The sequence below is a fragment of the Prochlorococcus sp. ALOHA_ZT_50 genome (assembly GCF_022447305.1).
Lineage (GTDB): Bacteria > Cyanobacteriota > Cyanobacteriia > PCC-6307 > Cyanobiaceae > Prochlorococcus_A.
Genome location: NZ_JAKVCI010000006.1, coordinates 36242 through 57745 on the forward strand (window position 1 = coordinate 36242; position 21504 = coordinate 57745).

Genomic DNA, 21504 nt, shown 5'->3' on the forward strand with positions numbered 1-21504 from the left:
ATAACTCTTTTTTCAAATGTGACTATTAGCGGGAATAATAATAAATTAATTAAAGATTGGATAAGACCTCTTCAAAAATCTCTTACTATTGAAACTGAAAACAAATTTATTAATACTTTAGGAAGAGAAAAATATTTTAATGATTATTTGCATGAATCATTAAAAAAACTAGATAATCTAAATCTCTCAGACGAATATTTAAGGATATTTTATGAATTTTCTAAAAAATATAATGAATATAATAAATTAGATGAAAATCAAAGAAAAAGGTTAATTATAGATACAAGAAAAAATCTTTATAAACTAGGTAAAACTCTAGAAATAGAAAGTTCTAATAATATTTCTAATAATGTTTTTCTGAATAAAGCTGATTCAAGTTTGTCTTTTGATTCAGATATTTCATTAATAAAAAATGTAGGAAAAGTTTATAAAAATAAGCTTAATGAATTAGGGATATTTCATATAAAAGATCTAATTAATTATTTCCCACGAACATATCTAGACTATACGAATAGAGTCAAGATAATAAATTTAAAACCAGATAATTTATACACGTGCATCGCAAACGTTAAAAGATTTTATATTCATAAGAGTAAAAAAAATAGTAATTTATCAATAATGAATATTGTAGTTTCTGATGAAACGTCTTCAATAAAGGTTACAAAATTTTTTTTAGGAAGAAGATTTAGATCTTACTCCTTCTTCACATCTCAAAAATCTTTGTATACTCCTGGAACCAAATTAGCAATTTCCGGTAAGGTTAAATTGACAGAGTATGGCAAAACTTTTGTAGATCCGCAGATTGAAATTCTTAAGGATAACAATGATAATTTTAATTTCTCAGGCAAAATATTACCCTTGTATTCATTAGGTGAAGCATTATCAAATATGAGTTTTATAAAACTTATGAAAAAGGTACTAATTTATGCAAAGCAATATCCAGAAATTTTAAATAAAAAGCAACTTGATTCATTATCTTTATTATCAAAAGGAGAGTCGTTGATTAATATTCATTTTCCACCAACTCAACAGGCACTTATTGAGTCAAAAAAACGTTTGGTTTTTGATGAGTTATTCCTACTTCAAATAAAGTTCCTACTTAGAAAAAGAAAGACGAATAAAAATGTAACTTCCCAACAATTACCTCAAAAGAAATCTTTATTAAAAGAATTTTTAAATACTTTTCCTTTTGAATTAACAAAATCTCAAGAAAATGTTTTAAATGAAATTAAGAAAGATTTATCTAATCCCGTACCAATGTCTAGATTGCTTCAGGGAGATGTGGGAAGCGGTAAAACCATAATTGCAATAGCGTCTCTTTTACTTGTCATTGAAAAAAACCTGCAAGGTGCATTTATGGTCCCAACTGAGGTATTGGCAGAACAGCATTATAAAAATTTATTAAAATATTTGAACCCCCTTTTAGTTTCTGTTGAACTACTTACTGGGAATACTCCTCAAAAAAAGAGAAAAGAAATTTTCTCTAATTTGAACAATGGATTAGTTGATATCCTCGTAGGTACTCATGCATTATTTGAGGATAAAGTCATCTTTAATGCATTAGGGATGGTCGTAATTGATGAACAACATAGATTTGGAGTTACTCAAAGAAATAGATTACTAAATAAAGGAGAAAATACTAACTTGTTATCAATGACAGCAACACCAATTCCAAGAACTCTTGCGCTTTCTATTTATGGTGATTTAGATGTGAGTCAAATTACAGAACTCCCTCCTGGGAGAGTTCCTATAACAACAAAAATAATTTCAGAAGATGATTTAACTAACTTGTTCAAGATTGTTGAAGATGAGATCAATAAGGGAAAGCAAGCTTATGTGATTTTGCCACTTATAGAAGATTCAGAAAAAATGAATTTAAGCTCCGCAAAGAAAACATTCAAACATTTATCAGAAGAGGTCTTTTTTAACAAAAAAGTTGGATTATTACATGGCAAATTAAGTTCACAAGAAAAGAATGAAGTAATTAATTCTTTTTTAAAGAATGAAATTAATATATTGGTTTCAACCACAGTAATTGAGGTTGGCATTGATGTGCCTAACGCCACAATTATGATTATTTATAATTCGGACAGATTTGGATTGTCCCAGCTACATCAATTAAGGGGGAGAGTTGGTAGAGGATCAACAAAATCTTTTTGTTATCTGGTAACCCCCGATAAAAATGGATTAGAAAATAAACGACTTTGTGTTTTGCAAAAATCTAATGATGGCTTTTATATTGCTGAAAAAGACTTGGAGCTTAGAGGACCAGGCCAGATTTTAGGATATAGACAATCCGGATTGCCTGATTTTGTACTGGACAATTTACCTAACAATAAATTTCTTATTGATAAGGCTCGTGAAGAGGCTATTAAGATTGTTAGTGATGATCCTGATTTAAAAGAAAATATTGTTTTAAGGAATATACTTATTGATAATTCTGATAATAAATTCATTCATGATTTCTTAAATTGAAAACTATCATTGTAATTTTTGATATATATGCCACTATAAATCAATTGCAAATTTCAATTGAAAATTTGGAATAAAATACCAATTAAAGATAATGGAGATAAATTAATAGCTATACCTAGCTGCCTAAAGTTTTTAGATCCCCACCCTTACTCTCATTTAGGAGCACCTTACAAAGATAAAACTTCTATTTGGAAATTAAGAGAGGAGGTCGTAAATAGATTAGTAAAAGTAAATGATTATTTGATATCAAAGAGTAGTTTTAACCTTTTAATTTATGACAGTTGGCGACCTTTAGAAGTCCAGGAATTTATGTTTAAAAGAGCATTTTTATTAGAGTGTGAAAAATCCGATATTGATATTTCTTTTGAAAATATAAAATCTTATCCATCCATTTTAAAAAAAGTTGAAAAATTTTGGGCATATCCTTCTTATGACACTAGGTGTCCTCCCCCTCATTCAACTGGGGGTGCATTGGATGTTTGTTTATCAGATAAAGACGGAAATCTTGTTGAAATGGGAAGCATGGTTGATCAAATGGATGAGACCTCAAATCCTTATTTTTATGCAAACATAAAGAATGAAGAAGCAATTATTTGGAATAGTAGAAGAAATTTATTAAGGGAAATTATGACTAAATTCGGATTTGCTCAACATCCTAATGAATGGTGGCATTTTAGTTATGGTGATCAATTATGGGCTTGGAAAAATAAAAAAGCAAATGCCCTTTATGGAAAAATTTAAATTCTATTGATTTTTATTTAGTAAATTCAATATATAATTTTCATCTTGAGTATTTATAAAATCTCCGAAATCCAAATCCAAATTACTCTTCCAATTATCAAATAATGGTTGAAGAGTTTTTTCTAAATCGTTAAGTTCCATTCTTTGTAAAAATGGTTTAGCAAGCCTTTGTAGATTTTTACTTCCCCCCAACCATAATTGGTATTTGTTTTGCCCACTTCCAACAAGTGCTAATTCGGCCATATAAGGCCTGGTACATCCATTCGGACATCCTGTCATTCTGAATAATATTGTCTTTTGTATTTTTAGATCTAATAGTAAATTTTCAATCCTTTTTAATACATCAGGTAATATTCTTTCAGCTTCAGTCATTGCAAGACCACAAAGTGGTAAAGCAGGACAAGCTAAAGCGTGTCTTTGTATTTCATTAATGTTTTCTAAATTTTCGTATCCAATTTTTGATAGAGATTTTTGAATTTCACCTTTGTTTTTATTGGCGATATTACAAAGTAAAATATCTTGATTAGGTGTGAGTCTTAAATCTAAATTATATTTTTTAACAATACTTGTGATGGTATTCTTCTTCTCTCCAGATAATCTCCCTGATAATAATGGTAAACCTACGAAATAGGAGGTTTTATTTTGTTTATGCCAACCTAGGTAATCAATAAGAACCTTATCAGGTTCTTTTCTAATTTTTTTAATTTCTTTTTTGAAATACTTATCAGAAAGTATCTTTTTGAACCATTTAATACCTTTTCTATGAAGAAGATATTTCATTCTCGAATTTTTTCTTGATTTTCTATCACCATAATCTCTTTGAATAGCCACAATGCTTTGTATTAATTCATAAACATCAGGTTCTTCAACATATCCAAGTGGATCTGCAATTCTGGCAAAGGTCTCCTCATTATTATGTGTGCGACCCATACCACCTCCAACATAGAAGTTGCATCCTTCTAAGTTTCCATCTTTAGAAGTAAAGGCAACTATTCCTATGTCATTGGTAAGAAGATCAACAGAATTGTCCCCAGGAACTGTAACAGCACATTTGAATTTTCTCGGTAAATAAGTTGAACCATAGAGAGGCTCATCTTTTATCCCACTAAAAACATTATCTTTGAATTGGAGCTTCCTAATTGCTTCAATATCTTTGTCAGGCTTTATGGTGTACTCTAAATCTCCATCAGCCCAAAGCTCTAAAAAAGTGCCTTGGCCAGCCATTGGGGTGAGAAGATCTGCAACTTTTTTTGCCAATGCTCTTGCAATATTATAGTCTGGCGAATCAAATGGAGCCGCAGGGGCCATAACGTTTCTATTTATGTCTCCACATGCAGCTAATGTGGAGCCCATTGAATTTACTATTGTTTGAATTACTTCCTTTAGGTTCTCCTTTCTAATTCCATGCATTTGAAAGGCTTGTCTTGTAGTGGCCCTAAGTGTTCCATTACCTAGTTTGTCAGATAATTCATCTAATGCTAAAAATAATTTCCCAGGGACTTCACCGCCCGGATTTCTTAACCTAAGCATCATTTGCCAATCTTTACTTTTGCCAGGCCTTCTATTTTCCCTGTTATCTTGTTGATAACTACCATGAAATTTTAATAACTGAACTGCATCATTAGTAAAATGATCACTTTCATTGACTAATTCTGTAGCAAGTGGTTCCTTAAGAAATTGGCTACTTTTTTTAAAATTTTCAAATTTAGAGACTTCTAGTCCATTTGCTAAACAAACAGTCTCTTCCTTTGCAGAATCTTTTTTCTTTTTTACTTTCTCAACCTTGATCAAAGGACCAAAACATATCTCTTTTTATACATTAGCGAAAAGCTTATTTAACTGGTAGTAAATTATAGTAAGTGAAGTCATATTTTTTTCTTGTCTAAATATTTACTTGAGATAGGAACAGAAGAGTTGCCCGCAAAATTTTCTCATTCTGTTCTAGAGCAATTTAAATCTCTAATAGAATTTGAATTGGATAAAAAGTTAATCAAATTCGAACATATAGTTGTTACCTCCACACCAAGGAGGATAGTTCTACTTCTCGAAGGTTTAGTTGATTATGCAGAAGATAAGATAATAGAAAGAAAAGGGCCTAAAGCAAATTCAGCTTATTTAAATGGATGTCCTACTAATGCTGCTTTAGGATTTGCTAATAGCTTAGATATAGATGTAGGTGAGCTAGAAATAAAAAATACAGAAAAGGGTGATTTTGTATTTGGAAAGAAAATTGAGAAAGGACTATCAACAAAAATTTCTTTGTCTTCGATTATCCCAAAATTAGTAAAGAGTCTTCAAGGCCCTCGATTTATGAAATGGGGGGCTGGGAACATAAAATTTTCAAGACCTATTAGGTGGATTGCCTCTATTTATAATGATGAAATTCTTGATTTTGAATTTGATGAATGTGATCCAAAGATCAAAATAAGTAATAAAACAAAAAGTCATAGGCTAATCAATGAAGTTTTAGAAGTTCAGAATCCTGATGATTTTTTTGAATTATTGAAACGAAATAGAGTAATAGCTATTCGAAAAGAAAGAAAAGAAAAAATTGAAAGTTTAATAAATCAGGCATCTAAATCTTTAAATCTGAAACCTGACCTTTCAGAAGGATTACTAAATGAACTAACTGATTTAGTTGAATGGCCAGACTTAATTATTGGCAAATTTAGTGATGAATTTCTTGATCTTCCGGTTGAAGTTCTCTCAACAGTCATGAAAAGTCATCAGAGATACGTTCCTCTTTTATTGAAAAACAAAAGTTTTTCTAAACTAGATTTAAGCTCTGAAAAAAATATTAGTACAACTTTCTGCGTTATTTCAAATGGTCTTGAAGAATCAAATAATAATATTGCCAAAGGTAATGAGAAAGTATTAAGGGCAAGGTTTTCAGATGCAAAGTTTTTCGTAGAAAGTGACAAAAAAGTTGCTTCAATCGAAAGAAATGAAAAGCTTAAATCTGTTTCATATTTAAAAGGACTTGGAAATATATTTCAGAGGGTAGAAAGGATAGAGGAAGTTACTAAAAAAATTCTTAAATTTTTAAATGATAAGTCTTTAGAAGAAAAAAAAATAATAGAAGCTGCTAAATACTGTAAAAACGACTTATGTAGCGAAATTGTTTTCGAATTCCCTGAGCTGCAAGGAATAATGGGTGGTAAATATCTTAAATATGAGGGATTTAGTGAGGATGTTTGCTTGGCTGTCGCTGAACATTATTTACCTTCTTTTTATAAAGATGCTTTGCCCTCCACAAAATATGGTGCAATAGTTTCCATAGCAGATAAGGTCGAAACTTTAATAAGTATATTTATTTCTGGTAAACGTCCCAGTGGATCATCTGATCCTTATGCTTTAAGAAGAAATTTGAATGGAGTGATTAAAATAATTTGGGATTATGAACTTGATTTACCTTTAGATAAATTATTTAACGAACTTATTGATTTTTGGAAAATCGTATTTCCGAATTTAAACTTCTCAAGAGAAACAGTATTTAATGATTTAAATGAATTTTTAGTTCAAAGAATTGTTAGTCATCTAGAAGAAATATCACTAAGTAAAGAATTAATAAAGGCCGTTTGCTCTTCTGATGAATTATCTCAAAAAAGAGTATTGAATATTGTTGATCTTAAAAATAGGATTAAATCTATTATGAATTTTAACGAAAAGGATAATTTTGTTGAAATCCAGAAGGTAATTACTAGGGTAAGCAAATTAGCAAATAATAGTGATCTTTCAAGAGACGTTCTCTCAACAAGAGATTATGTAAACACAAAACTTTTTGAAAAAGATTGTGAATTGAAAGTTTTTGAATTTATTGGAGAATTAGAAAAACTTTTTTCGGAAGGTTATTGCAATTATTTGGAACTTCTAAATTTGTTTGAGATTAATGTAAACACTATCGAGGATTTATTTGATAATGAAAAGGGAGTCCTAATAATGTCAGAGGATTTAAAAATAAGAAATAATAGACTCAATTTGTTGAGCTTAATTAGAAATTATTCTCTAAAAATAGCCGACTTTACACTTTTGAACTCTTAACTTTAATGCCTCCCTTTATTGAATAATTTTCTAGCATTTTTTCTACTTCTTTATTTTCCCTAACAGCACTATCAACGGGTTTATATTTTAGAGGTGCTAGGGCTTTCCCTCTTAAAATCGAACCAAGTGTAAGCATTGTAATTTTAAGTTGCTGTAATGGTTTCATGGAGACAACTCTTTTGTATAAGTAACTATCAAAAGTAAGTCTTTGTACATCCATGTCATCACACATCTCAACAAAGGCTTCTCTAGCAGAATCATTTCTGTAGAAAATATTTTGAAGGATTTCTAGCACCTTATAAGTTGTGCCATATTTTTTATCCCATTTTTTAAGATAGTTTTTTAAATCTTTTTCTGATGGAATTACTTGACCGTTTTTTGATGCTTCAACAATTTCTTCAGCACACATTCTTCCGCTTTTTGCAGCAAAATAAATACCCTCTCCAGAACTTTTTGTAACATAACCAGCTGCATCACCAACCAATGCCATTCTCCCAACTACTCTTCTTGGCCTTGGATGCTCAGGAATAGGGTGAGCTTCTACCTTTATTACTTCACCATTAACAAGTCTTTTCTTTGCCCTATTTCTTACACCCTCTTGAAGTCCTTTAATTAATGACTGATTCTTTTGCATGGTTCCAGTGCCCACAGCAACATGATCATATTTAGGAAATACCCACCCATAAAAATCAGGAGAAACATCAGTTCCAACATACATTTCAGCAAGATCTTCGTAGTAACTCATTTCTTCTTTAGGCAATTTAATTCTTTCCTGAAATGCTATAGCAACTTTGTAATCACCTGCATCCATTGCTTTTGCGACTCTGCTATTGGCTCCATCAGCTCCGATCAAAAGGTCAACAGTAAGCTCTTTTAGTTCCCCTTTTTTATCTCCATTCGTAAAATCTGAGTAGGAAAGCTTATATGGCCCTTGATTATTATCGCCAGTATCAATAGAAGTAACTAATCCATTTATTAATGTAGCACCAAGATCTGATGCTCTGTTGCGCATAAAGGCATCCATAACTTCTCTTCTACACATCCCAATAAACTCATTATCACTTTTCCCATAAACTCTATCTAAACTTATATCTACCTCTCTATTTGATGGAGATATCATTCTCATATGCCTTACTTTTCTATCAATAATTGACTCAGGTAAATCAAATTCTTCGACCATGCAAAGTGGAATTGCTCCTCCACATGGTTTCGCATTATCTAATTTTCTCTCGAAGAGCCAAGTTTTTATTCCAGCTTTAGCAAGTATTTCTGCCGCACATGAACCACTTGGACCTCCACCAATAACAGCTACCCTCAACATATGAAAAAAAAATAATACTGTATATAAAAACTACATCTTTTTTGCTTATAAAAGTGCATTTCTTAAAATAATAGTTAATATCGAAATATCTTTTCCAAATTCACTTCTAAATATTGGAACTAAACAAAGATATCGATCAATTTGATATACCACTTGCCAAAAGAACTTACCTAAATAATCCAAATTCAACATTATTAAAAAAACTATTAATATTTTCTCCATTTCTTTTTCTTATCTTTTCTGTCGCTGCATTGCGATTAATTAAAAATATAGAAATAGGATCTCTTGATAATCTCAATTTTCAGGCTCAGATAAATCACGACCATAGAATTTTAGGTCATTTACCCTATGCGGAAATTTCTAAGGAGAAACTAGTTTTAATTGAGCCTAATATTGAAGTTCATATGGATATGCGCGATTCTCTACTAAAGATGAGAGAAGAAGCCAAAAAGGATGGGATATATTTAGTCTTCTTGAGTGGTTATAGATCAATAAATTTGCAAAACGATATCTTTTATTCTTTAAAATCTATTAGAAATCAAGAAGCGGCAGAAAGAGCTAGAGTTTCAGCCCCTCCAGGGTATTCTGAACATAGTACAGGTTTCGCAATCGATATTGGTGATGCTACTCAAAGAGAGACAGACTTTGAAACCGACTTCGAAAATACTGACGCCTTTAGATGGCTAATAAAAAATGCAGCTAAGTTTCACTTTAAGTTATCGTTCAACAAAGATAATAAATATATAGATTACGAACCCTGGCATTGGAGATATGAGGGGTCAATTGAAGCATTAAAAGTTTTTGAAAGCTCAAATAGAAAATTATAAATCTAATTGATTAATTTAATTATTCAATTAGATTATATTTTTCAAAGTCTTAAAGAGAAAATTCTCATAATAAGCATACTTTGAGTTAGCCTTAATAAAGTCAATCTACTATTTATATAAATTCTATAAATGTCATCTTCGATAAAAGAAATTAGAAATGTTGCAATTATTGCTCACGTAGATCATGGGAAGACAACTCTTGTAGATGCATTGTTATCTCAATCAGGAATATTTAGAGACAATGAAGTTATCCCTACATGTGTAATGGATTCAAATGATCTTGAAAGAGAAAGGGGGATAACAATTCTCTCAAAAAATACTGCAGTTAACTATAAAGATACCAGAATTAATATTATAGATACACCTGGACATGCTGATTTTGGAGGAGAAGTTGAAAGGGTTTTGGGAATGGTTGATGGTTGTCTGCTTATTGTTGATGCAAATGAGGGACCTATGCCTCAAACAAGATTTGTTTTAAAAAAAGCATTAGAAAAAGGACTTAGGCCTATAGTCTTTGTAAATAAAATTGATAGACCACGAGTAGTACCAGAAATAGCAATTGATAAGGTCCTTGATTTGTTTTTGGAGTTAGGAGCTGATGATGATCAATGTGATTTCCCTTATCTTTTTGGGAGTGGCTTATCTGGTTTCGCAAAAGAAGAGATGGAATCTAATAGTGACAATATGATGCCTCTTTTTGAAGCTATTATCAGACACGTTCCTCCTCCAGTAGGTGACTCTAATAAGCCTCTTCAGCTACAAATAACTACTTTGGACTATTCTGATTTCTTAGGCAGAATAGTAATTGGAAAGATCCACAATGGAACTATAAAAAATGGCCAACAGGCTAGTTTAATTAAAGAAAACGGAAAAACTATTAAAGGTAAGGTTAGTAAGCTTTTAGGATTTGAAGGATTACAAAGAATTGATATAAATGAAGCATTTGCAGGTGATATTGTTGCTGTTTCTGGTTTCGATGACGTCAATATTGGTGAGACCATAGCATGTCCCGATTCTCCTCATCCTCTTCCATTAATCAAAGTTGATGAACCTACCTTAAATATGACTTTTGTTGTCAATGATTCACCATTCGCGGGTAAGGAAGGGAAATTTGTTACTAGTAGACAATTAAAAAATAGATTGGAGAGGGAACTTTTAACAAATGTTGCCCTGAGAGTAGAAGAAACTGATTCTCCTGACAGGTTCTCAGTTTCAGGAAGAGGAGAATTACATCTAGGGATATTGATTGAAACTATGAGAAGAGAGGGTTTTGAGTTTCAAATCTCACAACCTCAAGTAATTTTCAGAGAAATTGATAATGTTGAATGTGAGCCTATAGAGACTTTGGTTTTAGATGTACCTGAAGTATCTGTTGGTTCTTGCATCGAAAAACTTGGATCTAGAAAGGCAGAGATGAAAAACATGCAGACAAGTTCAGATGGTAGAACTCAATTAGAATTTCTTGTTCCATCAAGAGGATTAATTGGATTTCGCGGGGAATTTGTAAGGATAACCAGAGGTGAAGGTATCATGAGTCATTCGTTTTATGAATATAAACCTAAAACAGGAGACTTTGAAACCAGAAGGAATGGCGTTCTTATAGCTTTTGAGGAAGGTGTAGCCACATTTTATGCTTTAAAGAATGCTGAAGATAGGGGAGTCTATTTCATTAAACCTGGAGTTAAAGTTTATAAGGGAATGATAATTGGAGAGAATAATCGACCTCAAGATCTTGAGTTGAATATATGTAAAACTAAGCAGTTGACTAATATGAGGTCTGCAGGGGCAGAAGAACTTGATACTTTGCAGTCACCTGTTGATATTACCCTTGAAAGAGCACTCGAATATATTGGTCCAGATGAAATGCTAGAGGTAACACCGGATTCAATAAGAATGAGAAAAATAAATAAAAAGAAAAAAAATTAGTAATTGGTTTAATGAACGAAGAAAGTACAAAAAGTTTTCAAGATTCCCTTTTTACAGCTTTAAATCTTTTTAACAATCATGAATGGTATGAGGCTCATGATGCTTTTGAAGAAATATGGAATTCCGTAGATGGTGACGAAAGACAAGTTATCCAAGGAATTTTACAAGTATCTGTTTCTCAGTTTCACTTAAGTAAAGGTAATTTAAATGGAGCTACTATTTTGCTTGGAGAGGGTTTAGGCAGAATAAAAACTAGAACCAAGATTGATTTAGGGATTGATCTTGAATCCTTCTGCCAATGTTTGGAAGATTTATTAAGGAAATTACAATATAGAGAACTATTAAACGAGAACGATAAGCCTTTTTTGAAACCTCTTTGATGAATATATCTTTATCTTCAATTAAATTATTATTATGTATTTAATTTTTTTTCAAGAAAGTAAGAAAACTAATCGATCTCAAGGAAAATGAACCTAAATATTCATAATGTATCCCTTTCAATTAAAGGAAGATTAATTGTAAATGATGTTTCCATAACTGTTAATCCAGGGGAAGTTGTAGGTTTGATGGGACCTAATGGTGCTGGGAAAACTACAACTTTTAATCTTGCAGTTGGGAATATAAAACCAGATAAAGGTGAAATTTTAATGAATGGGAAAAATATAACCAATCTTCCTCTACCAATTAGATCAAGACTTGGGTTAGGGTACTTAACTCAGGAAGCGAGTATATTTAGAGACCTCACTGTTAAGGATAATATAGATTTGGCTTTACAAAATTCATCTTATAGTAGAGCAGCGATAAGAAATAGAAGAGAACAATTAATTAATGAATTTAATTTGAATAATTTTGTAGATAATTATGGTTATCAACTTTCAGGAGGAGAGAGGAGGAGGTGTGAAATAGCTAGGGCTCTCACTGTAGGCAGAAAAGGACCTAAATATTTGTTATTAGACGAACCTTTTGCTGGGATCGATCCTCTAGCTGTTAATGATCTAAAGAAACTAATTCTTAAATTAAGTAGTGATGGGGTGGGGATTCTCATTACAGACCATAATGTGAGGGAAACCCTTTTAATTACTAACAAATCATATGTATTAAGTGAAGGAAAAATTTTAGCTAACGGTTCATCAAGTGAATTGGCTGATAATCCAATAGTCAAGAAGTATTATCTAGGAGATAATTTCAAACTTTGAAATGCTTTTTTTAAAATAAATTAAAACTTTATTATTAAAGATTTACTCATATGAGAATGATTTTAATTATTATTTGTTTGTCATTGAATATTAAAACTTGAGAAATTTCTAGAAATGATACTAGATAATTTTTTTAAAAATTTAATATATGAACCGGTTTCAGTTTTAGGTCTTTTAGTTTTTTATTTTTTATTAATTAACTTACCAATATCTTTGGGTGCAGTTTTTAAAAAAAAGTCTTCTTCTGCTGTAAGACTTATTACGATTTTAGTGAACTTATTAATAACATTACAATTACTTTTTAGGTGGTCAATTTCTGGGCACTTTCCTATTAGCAATTTGTATGAATCTCTTTATTTCCTTACTTGGGGTATCACATTAGGTCAACTATTGGTTGAAAGAGAATACCAAGCTCCAATAATTCCCTCAATTGCTATACCTATTGAGTTACTGACTGTGGCTTTTGCTTGTTTTGTTTTACCTGAGGATTTGAAATTATCATCCAACTTAGTTCCAGCTTTAAGGTCTAGTTGGTTAGTAATGCATGTTAGCGTCGTAATGCTTAGTTATGCAGCATTAATAATAGGTTCTTTACTTTCAATGTCCGTTTTGTTTATTAATAAAAATAAGCCGCTTCAAATCAGAAGTAGTTCTACAGGTATAGGAGGATTTAAACTTTCAAATAGCTATCCTGTAAATGATTTAGTTGAACCTATTGAATTTTCTCATTCAGAAGAATTAGATACATTAAGTTATCGTTCTATATTAGTAGGTTTTGTTCTTTTGACTCTCGGTTTAATTTCAGGTGCAGTTTGGGCTAATGAGGCCTGGGGCACATGGTGGAGTTGGGATCCAAAAGAAACATGGGCATTTATCTCATGGTTGTTTTATGCCGCTTATCTGCATATGAGAATAAGCAAGGGTTGGCAAGGACGCAAACCAGCATTATTAGCATCTACAGGCTTTTTAGTTGTTTTAGTATGTTATTTAGGAGTTAATTTTTTAGGAATAGGGTTGCATAGTTATGGATGGATATTTGGGTGATTAAGAAATCACCTATCTTATTAATTAAGGCTCTGAAAGAACATTTCCATTTTGTGCTTCTTGTGCAACTTTTCTCAAGTCATCACATCCTTCTTTTAATGTTGGGTAAGCAAACATTCCACTACCTGCAATAAAACAATTAGCACCAGCATCGGCACATTGTGAAATAGTCCAATTTGCTTTTATCCCCCCATCAACTTCAATGTCGACATTTAAGTTTTTTTCGATAATAAAGTTTCTTATTTCTCTGATTTTATTAAGCATTGTTGGTATATAAGCTTGTCCACCAAAGCCTGGATTAACTGTCATAACCAAAACATGATCAACCATATCCATAATGTTTTTAATCATTTCAAAAGGAGTATGAGGGTTTAATGCAACAGAAGGAGATCCTCCTAAATCTCTTATTCTTCCGAGAACTCTATGCAAATGAATATTTGCTTCGGCATGAGCTATTACTACTCCTGGTTCACCATTCGCTCCCTTTGTAGCGTTTACATAAGATTCAAGCATGGTTTCACAGTTGTATTGACTCACCATTAATTGAGTTTCAAAAGGGACATTGCAATATTTCCTGCATGCAGCAATCATTTCAGGACCGAATGTAAGATTTGGTACGAAATTTCCATCCATTACATCAAATTGAATTCTATCTACTCCAGCTTCCTCGAGCTCTTTCACACATGCCCCCATATTTGCCCAATCTGCTGGTAAAACTGAAGGAATTATTTGAATTGGTCTATTAACACCAGCTAAAATTGTTTGATTTGACTCAGTCATTTAATTTTTAAAATATTTAATAAAGATACTATATTTAGTTGTTTATTCCTAATTTCAAGTCACGGCCTGATAAAGTAACAGCTGTAAAGAGTTAAAAAAAGCTTACTAGCATAATAATTCTTATAAAAAATGCCATTTTTTATGAGATCATACTCAAAACCTTTTAGAAAATCCTCAAAATTTAATTGTGAATCAAACTTTAATTCAAGAAATTCTCGAAGTTGTCGAGCAAGCAGCTATTGCCTCAGCAAAACTAACAGGACTTGGTCAAAAAGATGAAGCTGATGCTGCAGCTGTCGAAGCAATGAGATTGCGAATGGGCAAAATTGAAATGAAAGGGAAAATTGTTATTGGAGAAGGTGAAAGAGATGAAGCACCTATGCTTTATATAGGTGAAGAGGTTGGTAGTGGAAGTGGCCCAGGGGTTGACTTTGCAGTAGATCCTTGTGAAGGAACTAATCTTTGTGCGAATAATCAAAGAGGTTCTATGGCGGTTTTAGCTGCCTCTGATACGGGTGGTCTTTTCAATGCTCCTGATTTTTACATGAACAAATTAGCAGCGCCTCCTGCGGCCAAAGGTAAAGTAGATATTAGAAATTCAGCTACTGAAAACTTGAAGATACTAAGTGATTGCTTGGGTCTTTCTATTGATGAGCTTACTGTTGTTGTAATGGATAGAACTAGGCATAAAGATTTAATTAAAGAGATTCGAGGATGTGGTGCAAAAGTACAACCGATTTCTGATGGTGATGTTCAAGCTGCGATTGCATGTGGTTTTGCAGGTACTGGAACACATTGCTTGATGGGTATAGGTGCAGCTCCAGAGGGTGTTATTTCAGCTGCTGCAATGAGAGCTCTAGGCGGACACTTTCAAGGACAACTAGTTTATGATCCAGCAATCGCTCAAACTTCTGAATGGGCTGATTACACAAAAGAAGGAAATATAAAACGTCTTAATGAAATGGGCATAACAGATATAGATAAAATCTATGAAGCAAATGAATTGGCATCGGGAGAAAATGTTGTTTTCGCTGGAAGTGGAATAACTGATGGATTATTATTTGACGGAGTTAAATTTGAAAGGGATTGTGTTAGAACAAGTAGTCTAGTTATTAGTACATTAGATAGTACTGCAAGGTTCACAAATACTGTCCATATAAAAGATGGTGCTAAGAGTATCAGCCTTTAAAAATTCACTTTTGATTTTATGCATATTGTTGTCGTCGGACTGAGTCATCGCACGGCACCTGTCGAAGTGCGTGAGAAGTTAAGTATTCCTGACCAATCCATAACAGAATCATTGAAAGCATTAAAAGCTTTCTCTGATGTATTAGAGGTGTCAATCTTAAGTACTTGTAATAGGCTGGAAATATATGCGCTAGTAAAGGATAAAAATACTGGAATTTCATCTATTAAAGAATTCATATCAGAATATTCTGGAATTATTTTTGAAGATTTAAATCCACATCTTTTTTGCTTTAGACAGGAAGAAGCAGTTTTGCATTTGATGAAAGTCTCGGCAGGACTCGATAGCCTCGTTTTAGGGGAAGGACAAATCCTTTCGCAGGTAAAAAAAATGATGAGATTAGGTCAAGAGAATCAATCTACTGGACCAATTCTTAATAGATTATTAACTCAATCAGTTAGTACAGGTAAAAAAGTAAGATCCGAAACAAATTTAGGAACTGGAGCTGTGTCAATCAGTTCAGCAGCGGTAGAACTAGCTCAATTAAAAATTGGACAAGAAAAGGGTTTTGATACTCTTGTAAGTTTGGAATCAGAGAACGTTCTTGTTGTTGGCGCCGGACGAATGAGTAGGCTTTTAATAACTCATTTAAAATCAAAAGGATGTCATAAACTTATCCTTTTAAATAGAAATATTGATAGAGCATTAAATCTTGCTCAAGACTTCCCTGATTTAGAGATTGTTTGTAAAGGGTTAAACGAATTAGAAGAAAACATATCATTATCTTCGCTTGTTTTCACCAGTACTGCTTCTGAAGAGCCAATTATTGATCTCACAAAAATTGAAAAAATAAATTTGAGTAATAGACTTAAATTTATTGATATTGGTGTACCGAGAAATATATCTAATGATGTCAAACAACATGAATTTGTAAAATCATTTGATGTTGATGACTTACAAGAGGTCGTTTCAAGAAATCAAGAATTTAGACAGAAAATAGCAAAGGAAGCGGAATCTTTAGTAGAAGAAGAAAGGATCATTTTTCTAGAATGGTGGGCAAGTTTAGAGGCGGTTCCAGTAATTAATAAACTTAGATCAGATTTGGAGTTAATTAGAAAAGAGGAATTGCAAAAAGCACTTAGTAGGATGGGACCAGATTTTTCGGCTAGAGAAAGAAAAGTTGTGGAAGCTCTGACTAAAGGAATAATTAATAAAATACTTCATACGCCGGTCACCAAGTTGAGAAGTCCTCAATCAAGAGAAGAAAGACAAGTTTCTTTGAAAATCGTTGAAAAATTGTTTTCTTTGGTAGAAGAGGATAAAAATAACTAACTTTTTTCGATTTATATTAAGTTTTTCCAGTGATTTATCGAAATACCTTTGTAAACTGACCATTTGTATTTCTAAATATGCCCATAATCAGTTACTTTAAGTAGTTGTATATCTACCTCCATTAGATTGAATGAAGCGTGTGTTGGCCATAATCCTCGGAGGAGGAAAAGGTTCTAGACTTTACCCTCTAACAAAAATGAGGGCTAAACCTGCTGTGCCATTGGCAGGTAAGTATCGTTTGATAGATATTCCGATTAGTAATTGTATAAATTCAGGCATTGAAAAAATGTACGTATTGACCCAGTTCAATAGTGCATCTCTAAATAGACATATAGGAAGAACCTATAATTTAAATGGCCCTTTCGGCCAAGGATTTGTGGAGGTTTTAGCGGCACAACAGACTCCTGATAGTCCGAAGTGGTTTGAAGGTACTGCTGATGCTGTAAGAAAATACCAATGGTTATTTCAAGAATGGGATGTTGATGAATATTTAATATTGTCAGGTGATCAACTGTACAGAATGGACTACAGTTTATTTGTTCAACATCATAGAGATAATGGTGCTGATTTAACTGTTGCAGCTTTGCCTGTTGATGAAGCTCAAGCAGAAGGTTTTGGCCTCATGAGAACAGATGATTTAGGAAATATAAAAGAATTCAGTGAAAAGCCTACTGGAGAGAAGTTGAAGGCAATGGCAGTAGATACTTCAAAATTTGGATTAAGTAAGGAGTCAGCTGCCGAAAAACCATATCTAGCCTCTATGGGTATTTACGTTTTTAGCAGAAATACTCTTTTCGATCTTCTAAATAAATTTCCTAATTATACGGATTTTGGTAAGGACATAATTCCAGAAGCCCTCAATAGAGGCGATACTCTTAAAAGTTATGTATTCGATGATTATTGGGAAGATATCGGCACCATTGGGGCATTCTTTGAGTCAAACCTTGCATTGACTGAGCAACCAAAACCTCCATTTAGTTTTTATGATGAGAAATTTCCAATTTATACAAGACCTAGATTTCTCCCCCCTTCTAAACTTGTAGATGCTCAAATTACTGATTCAATAGTTTGTGAAGGTACAATCTTGAAGTCATGCAGTATTTTACATTGTGTTTTAGGTGTAAGAAGCAGGATTGAAAGTGATTCGGTTCTTGAGGATACTCTTGTTATGGGTGCCGATTTCTTTGAATCGCCTGAAGAGAGGATTGAATTAAGAAAAGGAGGCGGAACACCTCTTGGAGTAGGTGAAGGAACTACTGTAAAAAGAGCAATTCTTGATAAGAATACAAGGATTGGGGATAATGTTGTGATAATTAATAAAGATCGAGTAGAAGAAGCAGATAAGCCAGAATTAGGCTTCTACATAAGAAATGGAATTGTTGTAGTAGTTAAAAATGCAACTATTGCAAACGGAACTGTTATTTAAATCTTTTCGATCATTTTTCGCTGACATAAGTATTTTTTTTGAGCAATTTTGTTGAGTTGCAGGCACACTATATTTATTGAGTTTTTTAATTTTTTATGTCCAAGGCACATTTTGGTTTAATAGGTCTTGGTGTTATGGGCGAAAATTTAGTTCTTAACGCAGAGAGAAATGGATTTTCTAGTGTAGTTTTTAATAGGACTTACTCAAAAACCGAAGAATTTTTACAAGGTCGTGGCCTTGGGAAGAATATAGAAGGAGCTGAAACTCTTCAAGAATTTGTTAATAAGCTAGAGAGACCTAGAAGAATTCTAATGATGGTAAAAGCTGGGCCCGCAACAGATGCTGTCATTGATAATATTTCTGGATATCTCGAGGAAGGAGATTTATTAATAGATGGCGGCAACTCTCAATTTAAAGATACAGAAAGAAGGGTGAATACTCTTGAAAGTAAAAGTTTTGGATACATTGGGATGGGAGTCTCTGGAGGTGCCAAAGGAGCTCTAGAGGGTCCAAGTATGATGCCCGGTGGTACTAAGGCTTCATATGATGCAATAGAAAGCTTATTAACAAAAATGGCTGCCAAAGTTGAAGACGGACCATGTGTTGCATATGTTGGACCAGGAGGCTCAGGTCATTTTGTAAAAACTGTTCATAACGGAATTGAATATGGAATTGAACAAATACTTGCAGAAGCTTATGACCTTATGAAGAGAGTCAAAGGTATGAATGGACAGCAGATGTCAGAGGTATTTGGTATTTGGAATAATACTGATGAATTAGCTTCTTATCTTGTTGAGATAACAGAGATTTGTCTAAATACAAAAGATGAGATAACTGGAGATGATGTCGTGGAAAAAATATTAGATAAAGCTGGCCAGAAAGGTACAGGGTTATGGACTGTTGTAAGTGCTCTAGAACTGGGGGTATCAGTCCCAACTATTTATGCATCTTTAAATGCAAGAGTAATGAGTTCTTTAAAAGAGCAACGTAGTGAGATTGAAAAAACTATTCCATCTAAAGAGATAGAGGATTTTGATTTAGGAAATATATCAGATGGAATGAAACCTTTATTTGATGCTGTAGTCCTTGCCACAATTGCTAGCTATGCCCAAGGTATGGATATTTTAAGAGAAGCATCTGCAGTATATAACTATGGTTTGAATATGCCGTCAATTGCTCAAATATGGAAAGGTGGTTGCATAATTAGATCAAAATTATTAAGTAAAATTCAAGATGCTTATAACAAAGATCCTAATCTAAAAAATTTAATTTTTGATGATTGGTTCAATAATGAAATTGCGACAAGATTAGATAACTTAGCTAAAGTAGTTTCTTTATCCACAAAAGCTGGTATACCAGTCCCATGTCTATCCAGTACTTTAGATTATTTGAATAGTTATAGAACCAATAGACTTCCTCAGAATCTTGTTCAGGCAATGAGAGACTGTTTTGGCTCTCATACATATGAAAGAATTGATAAGGAAGGTAGTTTTCATACTGAATGGATGAAATGATTGAAAAGGTTAAAAATGGATATACACTTAACATTTACAAAGACAAGTTAGAGCTATCTACAGCGGTTTTTAAGTTTATTGAAAGTCACATTATTCATACTTTAAAAAAGAAAGACAGGTTCAAATTTTGTGTAAGTGGAGGTTCAACTCCTAAATCTGTCTATAAGCTTTTATCAAAAAGTGATCTTAGATGGGATATGGTTGATGTCTTTTTAGGGGATGAAAGATGTGTTGATCCAAATTCAGAATTGAGTAACTCGTTAATGTTGAAGAATTCATTGTTAACTAATTTTGGATCTAAAGCTTTTTTTTATGAAATTTTCAATGATTTAAATGCTGATGATGAAGCTACAAAAAATCAATTTATTTCTAAATTATTTGAAAAATGCGGATCAAACCCTCCAACTTTTGATTTAACATTATTAGGTCTTGGAGACGATGGTCATACAGCCTCACTATTCCCTTATCAAAAAAATAATAATGTAGATGATTTTGTTATTTTTAATGAAGGTAAAGGTTTAAAAAGAATTTCATTAACTCCAAAGGTTCTTTCAGCTTCTTCAAAGATAGTATTTTTAGTTAGTGGAGCTTCTAAAAGAATTGCTCTTGAGAGGTTATTAGATGAAAAAGAGCCACCAGATAGAACACCATCAAAATTAATAAAATCTATTAATCAAATTTCAATATTTTGTGATCAGGAATCAGCAAAAGAATTAGAAATTTAGTTAAAGTCTATTAATAATTTAAATTATTTAATGAGTAAGAAAAAATTTTTATTCCAGAAAAAGGAGTTCGATGGTTGGAAAACATTAAATGATACTGTTATGGGCGGATCAAGTTCAGCTTTTTGTGAAATTTCAAATTCGGGTTTGATATTAAAGGGTAATATTGTCGAGAAAGCAGGAGGATTTGTTAGTTGTAGATCGTCTATATATAAACCTTCTTTAAATGTATCTGAGTATTCATCCTTTGAATTAAATATTGATGGACAAGGAAGAACTTTTAAATTTGCTGTCGCTTGTGAAGATGATCTACTAGGACTAACCGAATTTATTCCGGGTGGACTTAGATGGATTAAATCATTCCCAACAAAAAAATTCGGGACAACAAATGTTCAAATTCCTTTTAGTGAGTTAAAACCTTCAGTAAGAGCTAATAAAGTACGTTTTCCATTTAAATTCAAGCCATCTAAAATTAAAAGATTGCAACTACTACACTCTAAGTTCGGTGATGATGGATTACTTAATAATGAGTTTAAACAGGGTTCAATAAAAGTTTTAATTAAATCAATAAGTGTTATTTGAAAATCCACCTAAAAATATAGAGAGCTTAATCGCTAAGTCAGCAGATTTAACAAATAAACCTTTTGTTCATTCTGTAGTAAAAATAAATGGTGAATACGAATTCGAAGATGAAGATATTGATTTAACAGTTAATATCTTATGTCGAGATAAAGAAGGTAAAAGATTAGAAATTTATGATCTTGAATTAGAACTTTTTAAATCAAATAAAGAGTTGGTTTTAGTAATCTCTAAGCTTAACTTCCCTGATGAACCAATATTATGGTGTGGAGTTAAAACATTATGGATGGATAGCAATAATGGGAAAAAATGCAACTCACCAAAATACAGCGCTAGATTGGAAAATTTAGCAAATAGGATAAAAAGTTTTATTGATTAAGAAAATAAAATTTGA

Annotated in this window: 18 protein-coding genes; 15 read left to right on the forward strand and 3 right to left on the reverse strand. The window is 32.3% G+C overall.

All coding sequences use genetic code 11. The features are described from left to right. Positions 1-18: 18 nt before the first annotated feature. Entirely contained in the window at positions 19-2475 is a 2457-nt protein-coding gene (recG, locus tag MK115_RS01555; protein ID WP_287608540.1) for an ATP-dependent DNA helicase RecG, read from the forward strand. 57 nt (positions 2476-2532) lie between these two features. Then, positions 2533-3216, forward strand: coding sequence for a M15 family metallopeptidase (locus tag MK115_RS01560; protein WP_287608541.1), 684 nt, complete (start codon positions 2533-2535; stop codon positions 3214-3216). Positions 3217-3219: 3 nt separating this feature from the next. Here MK115_RS01560 and MK115_RS01565 read toward each other — a convergent pair whose 3' ends face one another. After that, positions 3220-5007: an NADPH-dependent assimilatory sulfite reductase hemoprotein subunit gene (locus MK115_RS01565; protein ID WP_287608543.1), complete on the reverse strand. Its 1788-nt coding sequence runs from the start codon at positions 5005-5007 to the stop codon at positions 3220-3222. Positions 5008-5094: 87 nt separating this feature from the next. Here MK115_RS01565 and glyS point away from each other — a divergent pair, with 87 nt between their 5' ends. Further along, positions 5095-7257: a glycine--tRNA ligase subunit beta gene (gene glyS, locus MK115_RS01570; protein ID WP_287608545.1), complete on the forward strand. Its 2163-nt coding sequence runs from the start codon at positions 5095-5097 to the stop codon at positions 7255-7257. Here glyS and chlP read toward each other — a convergent pair. Beyond that, positions 7238-8578 (reverse strand): geranylgeranyl reductase, encoded by a 1341-nt coding sequence (gene chlP, locus MK115_RS01575; protein ID WP_025972038.1) that lies wholly within the window; start codon positions 8576-8578, stop codon positions 7238-7240. The two genes, glyS and chlP, sit on opposite strands and share 20 nt — an antisense overlap. Positions 8579-8691: 113 nt before the next feature. Between chlP and MK115_RS01580 the strand changes: the two genes are divergently transcribed. The 5 genes from MK115_RS01580 (at position 8692) to ccsB (ending at position 13571) form a co-directional block, all read left to right on the forward strand. Beyond that, entirely contained in the window at positions 8692-9405 is a 714-nt protein-coding gene (locus MK115_RS01580) for a M15 family metallopeptidase (protein WP_287608549.1), read from the forward strand. A 129-nt stretch (positions 9406-9534) separates the two neighbouring features. Continuing rightward, complete coding sequence (gene typA / locus MK115_RS01585) at positions 9535-11331, forward strand: translational GTPase TypA (RefSeq protein ID WP_025894383.1); 1797 nt, start codon at positions 9535-9537, stop codon at positions 11329-11331. Between the two features lie 11 nt (positions 11332-11342). Beyond that, positions 11343-11711 carry a DUF309 domain-containing protein gene (locus tag MK115_RS01590; RefSeq protein ID WP_287608551.1) on the forward strand — a complete coding sequence of 123 codons (369 nt, stop codon included), beginning with the start codon at positions 11343-11345 and terminating at the stop codon, positions 11709-11711. Between the two features lie 87 nt (positions 11712-11798). Beyond that, entirely contained in the window at positions 11799-12527 is a 729-nt protein-coding gene (lptB, locus tag MK115_RS01595) for an LPS export ABC transporter ATP-binding protein (RefSeq protein WP_025924388.1), read from the forward strand. Positions 12528-12641: 114 nt separating this feature from the next. Continuing rightward, positions 12642-13571, forward strand: coding sequence for a c-type cytochrome biogenesis protein CcsB (gene ccsB / locus MK115_RS01600; RefSeq protein ID WP_011818270.1), 930 nt, complete (start codon positions 12642-12644; stop codon positions 13569-13571). 24 nt (positions 13572-13595) lie between these two features. On the opposite strand, the gene rpe is transcribed toward ccsB, so the two are convergent. Next, the gene (gene rpe, locus MK115_RS01605; RefSeq protein WP_287608555.1) at positions 13596-14351 is read right to left on the reverse strand and encodes a ribulose-phosphate 3-epimerase; all 756 of its coding nucleotides are present in this window, start codon (positions 14349-14351) and stop codon (positions 13596-13598) included. A gap of 187 nt (positions 14352-14538) precedes the next feature. Between rpe and glpX the strand changes: the two genes are divergently transcribed. The 7 genes from glpX (at position 14539) to MK115_RS01640 (ending at position 21489) form a co-directional block, all read left to right on the forward strand. After that, positions 14539-15540 carry a class II fructose-bisphosphatase gene (gene glpX / locus MK115_RS01610; protein WP_025890675.1) on the forward strand — a complete coding sequence of 334 codons (1002 nt, stop codon included), beginning with the start codon at positions 14539-14541 and terminating at the stop codon, positions 15538-15540. Between the two features lie 18 nt (positions 15541-15558). After that, positions 15559-16869 (forward strand): glutamyl-tRNA reductase, encoded by a 1311-nt coding sequence (locus tag MK115_RS01615; protein WP_075440628.1) that lies wholly within the window; start codon positions 15559-15561, stop codon positions 16867-16869. 130 nt (positions 16870-16999) lie between these two features. Further along, positions 17000-18295, forward strand: coding sequence for a glucose-1-phosphate adenylyltransferase (locus MK115_RS01620; RefSeq protein WP_025890677.1), 1296 nt, complete (start codon positions 17000-17002; stop codon positions 18293-18295). 95 nt (positions 18296-18390) lie between these two features. Beyond that, complete coding sequence (gene gnd / locus MK115_RS01625) at positions 18391-19809, forward strand: NADP-dependent phosphogluconate dehydrogenase (protein WP_287608560.1); 1419 nt, start codon at positions 18391-18393, stop codon at positions 19807-19809. Then, positions 19797-20534 carry a 6-phosphogluconolactonase gene (gene pgl / locus MK115_RS01630; RefSeq protein WP_287608561.1) on the forward strand — a complete coding sequence of 246 codons (738 nt, stop codon included), beginning with the start codon at positions 19797-19799 and terminating at the stop codon, positions 20532-20534. The genes gnd and pgl overlap by 13 nt, the downstream gene beginning before the upstream one ends. Before the next feature lie 30 nt (positions 20535-20564). After that, positions 20565-21113, forward strand: coding sequence for a CIA30 family protein (locus MK115_RS01635; RefSeq protein ID WP_025927502.1), 549 nt, complete (start codon positions 20565-20567; stop codon positions 21111-21113). Continuing rightward, a complete protein-coding gene (locus MK115_RS01640) occupies positions 21103-21489 on the forward strand; it encodes a DUF8659 family protein (protein ID WP_011818278.1) in 387 nt (128 codons plus the stop codon). Before MK115_RS01635 ends, MK115_RS01640 begins: the two co-directional genes overlap by 11 nt. The last annotated feature ends 15 nt before the right edge of the window (positions 21490-21504 follow it).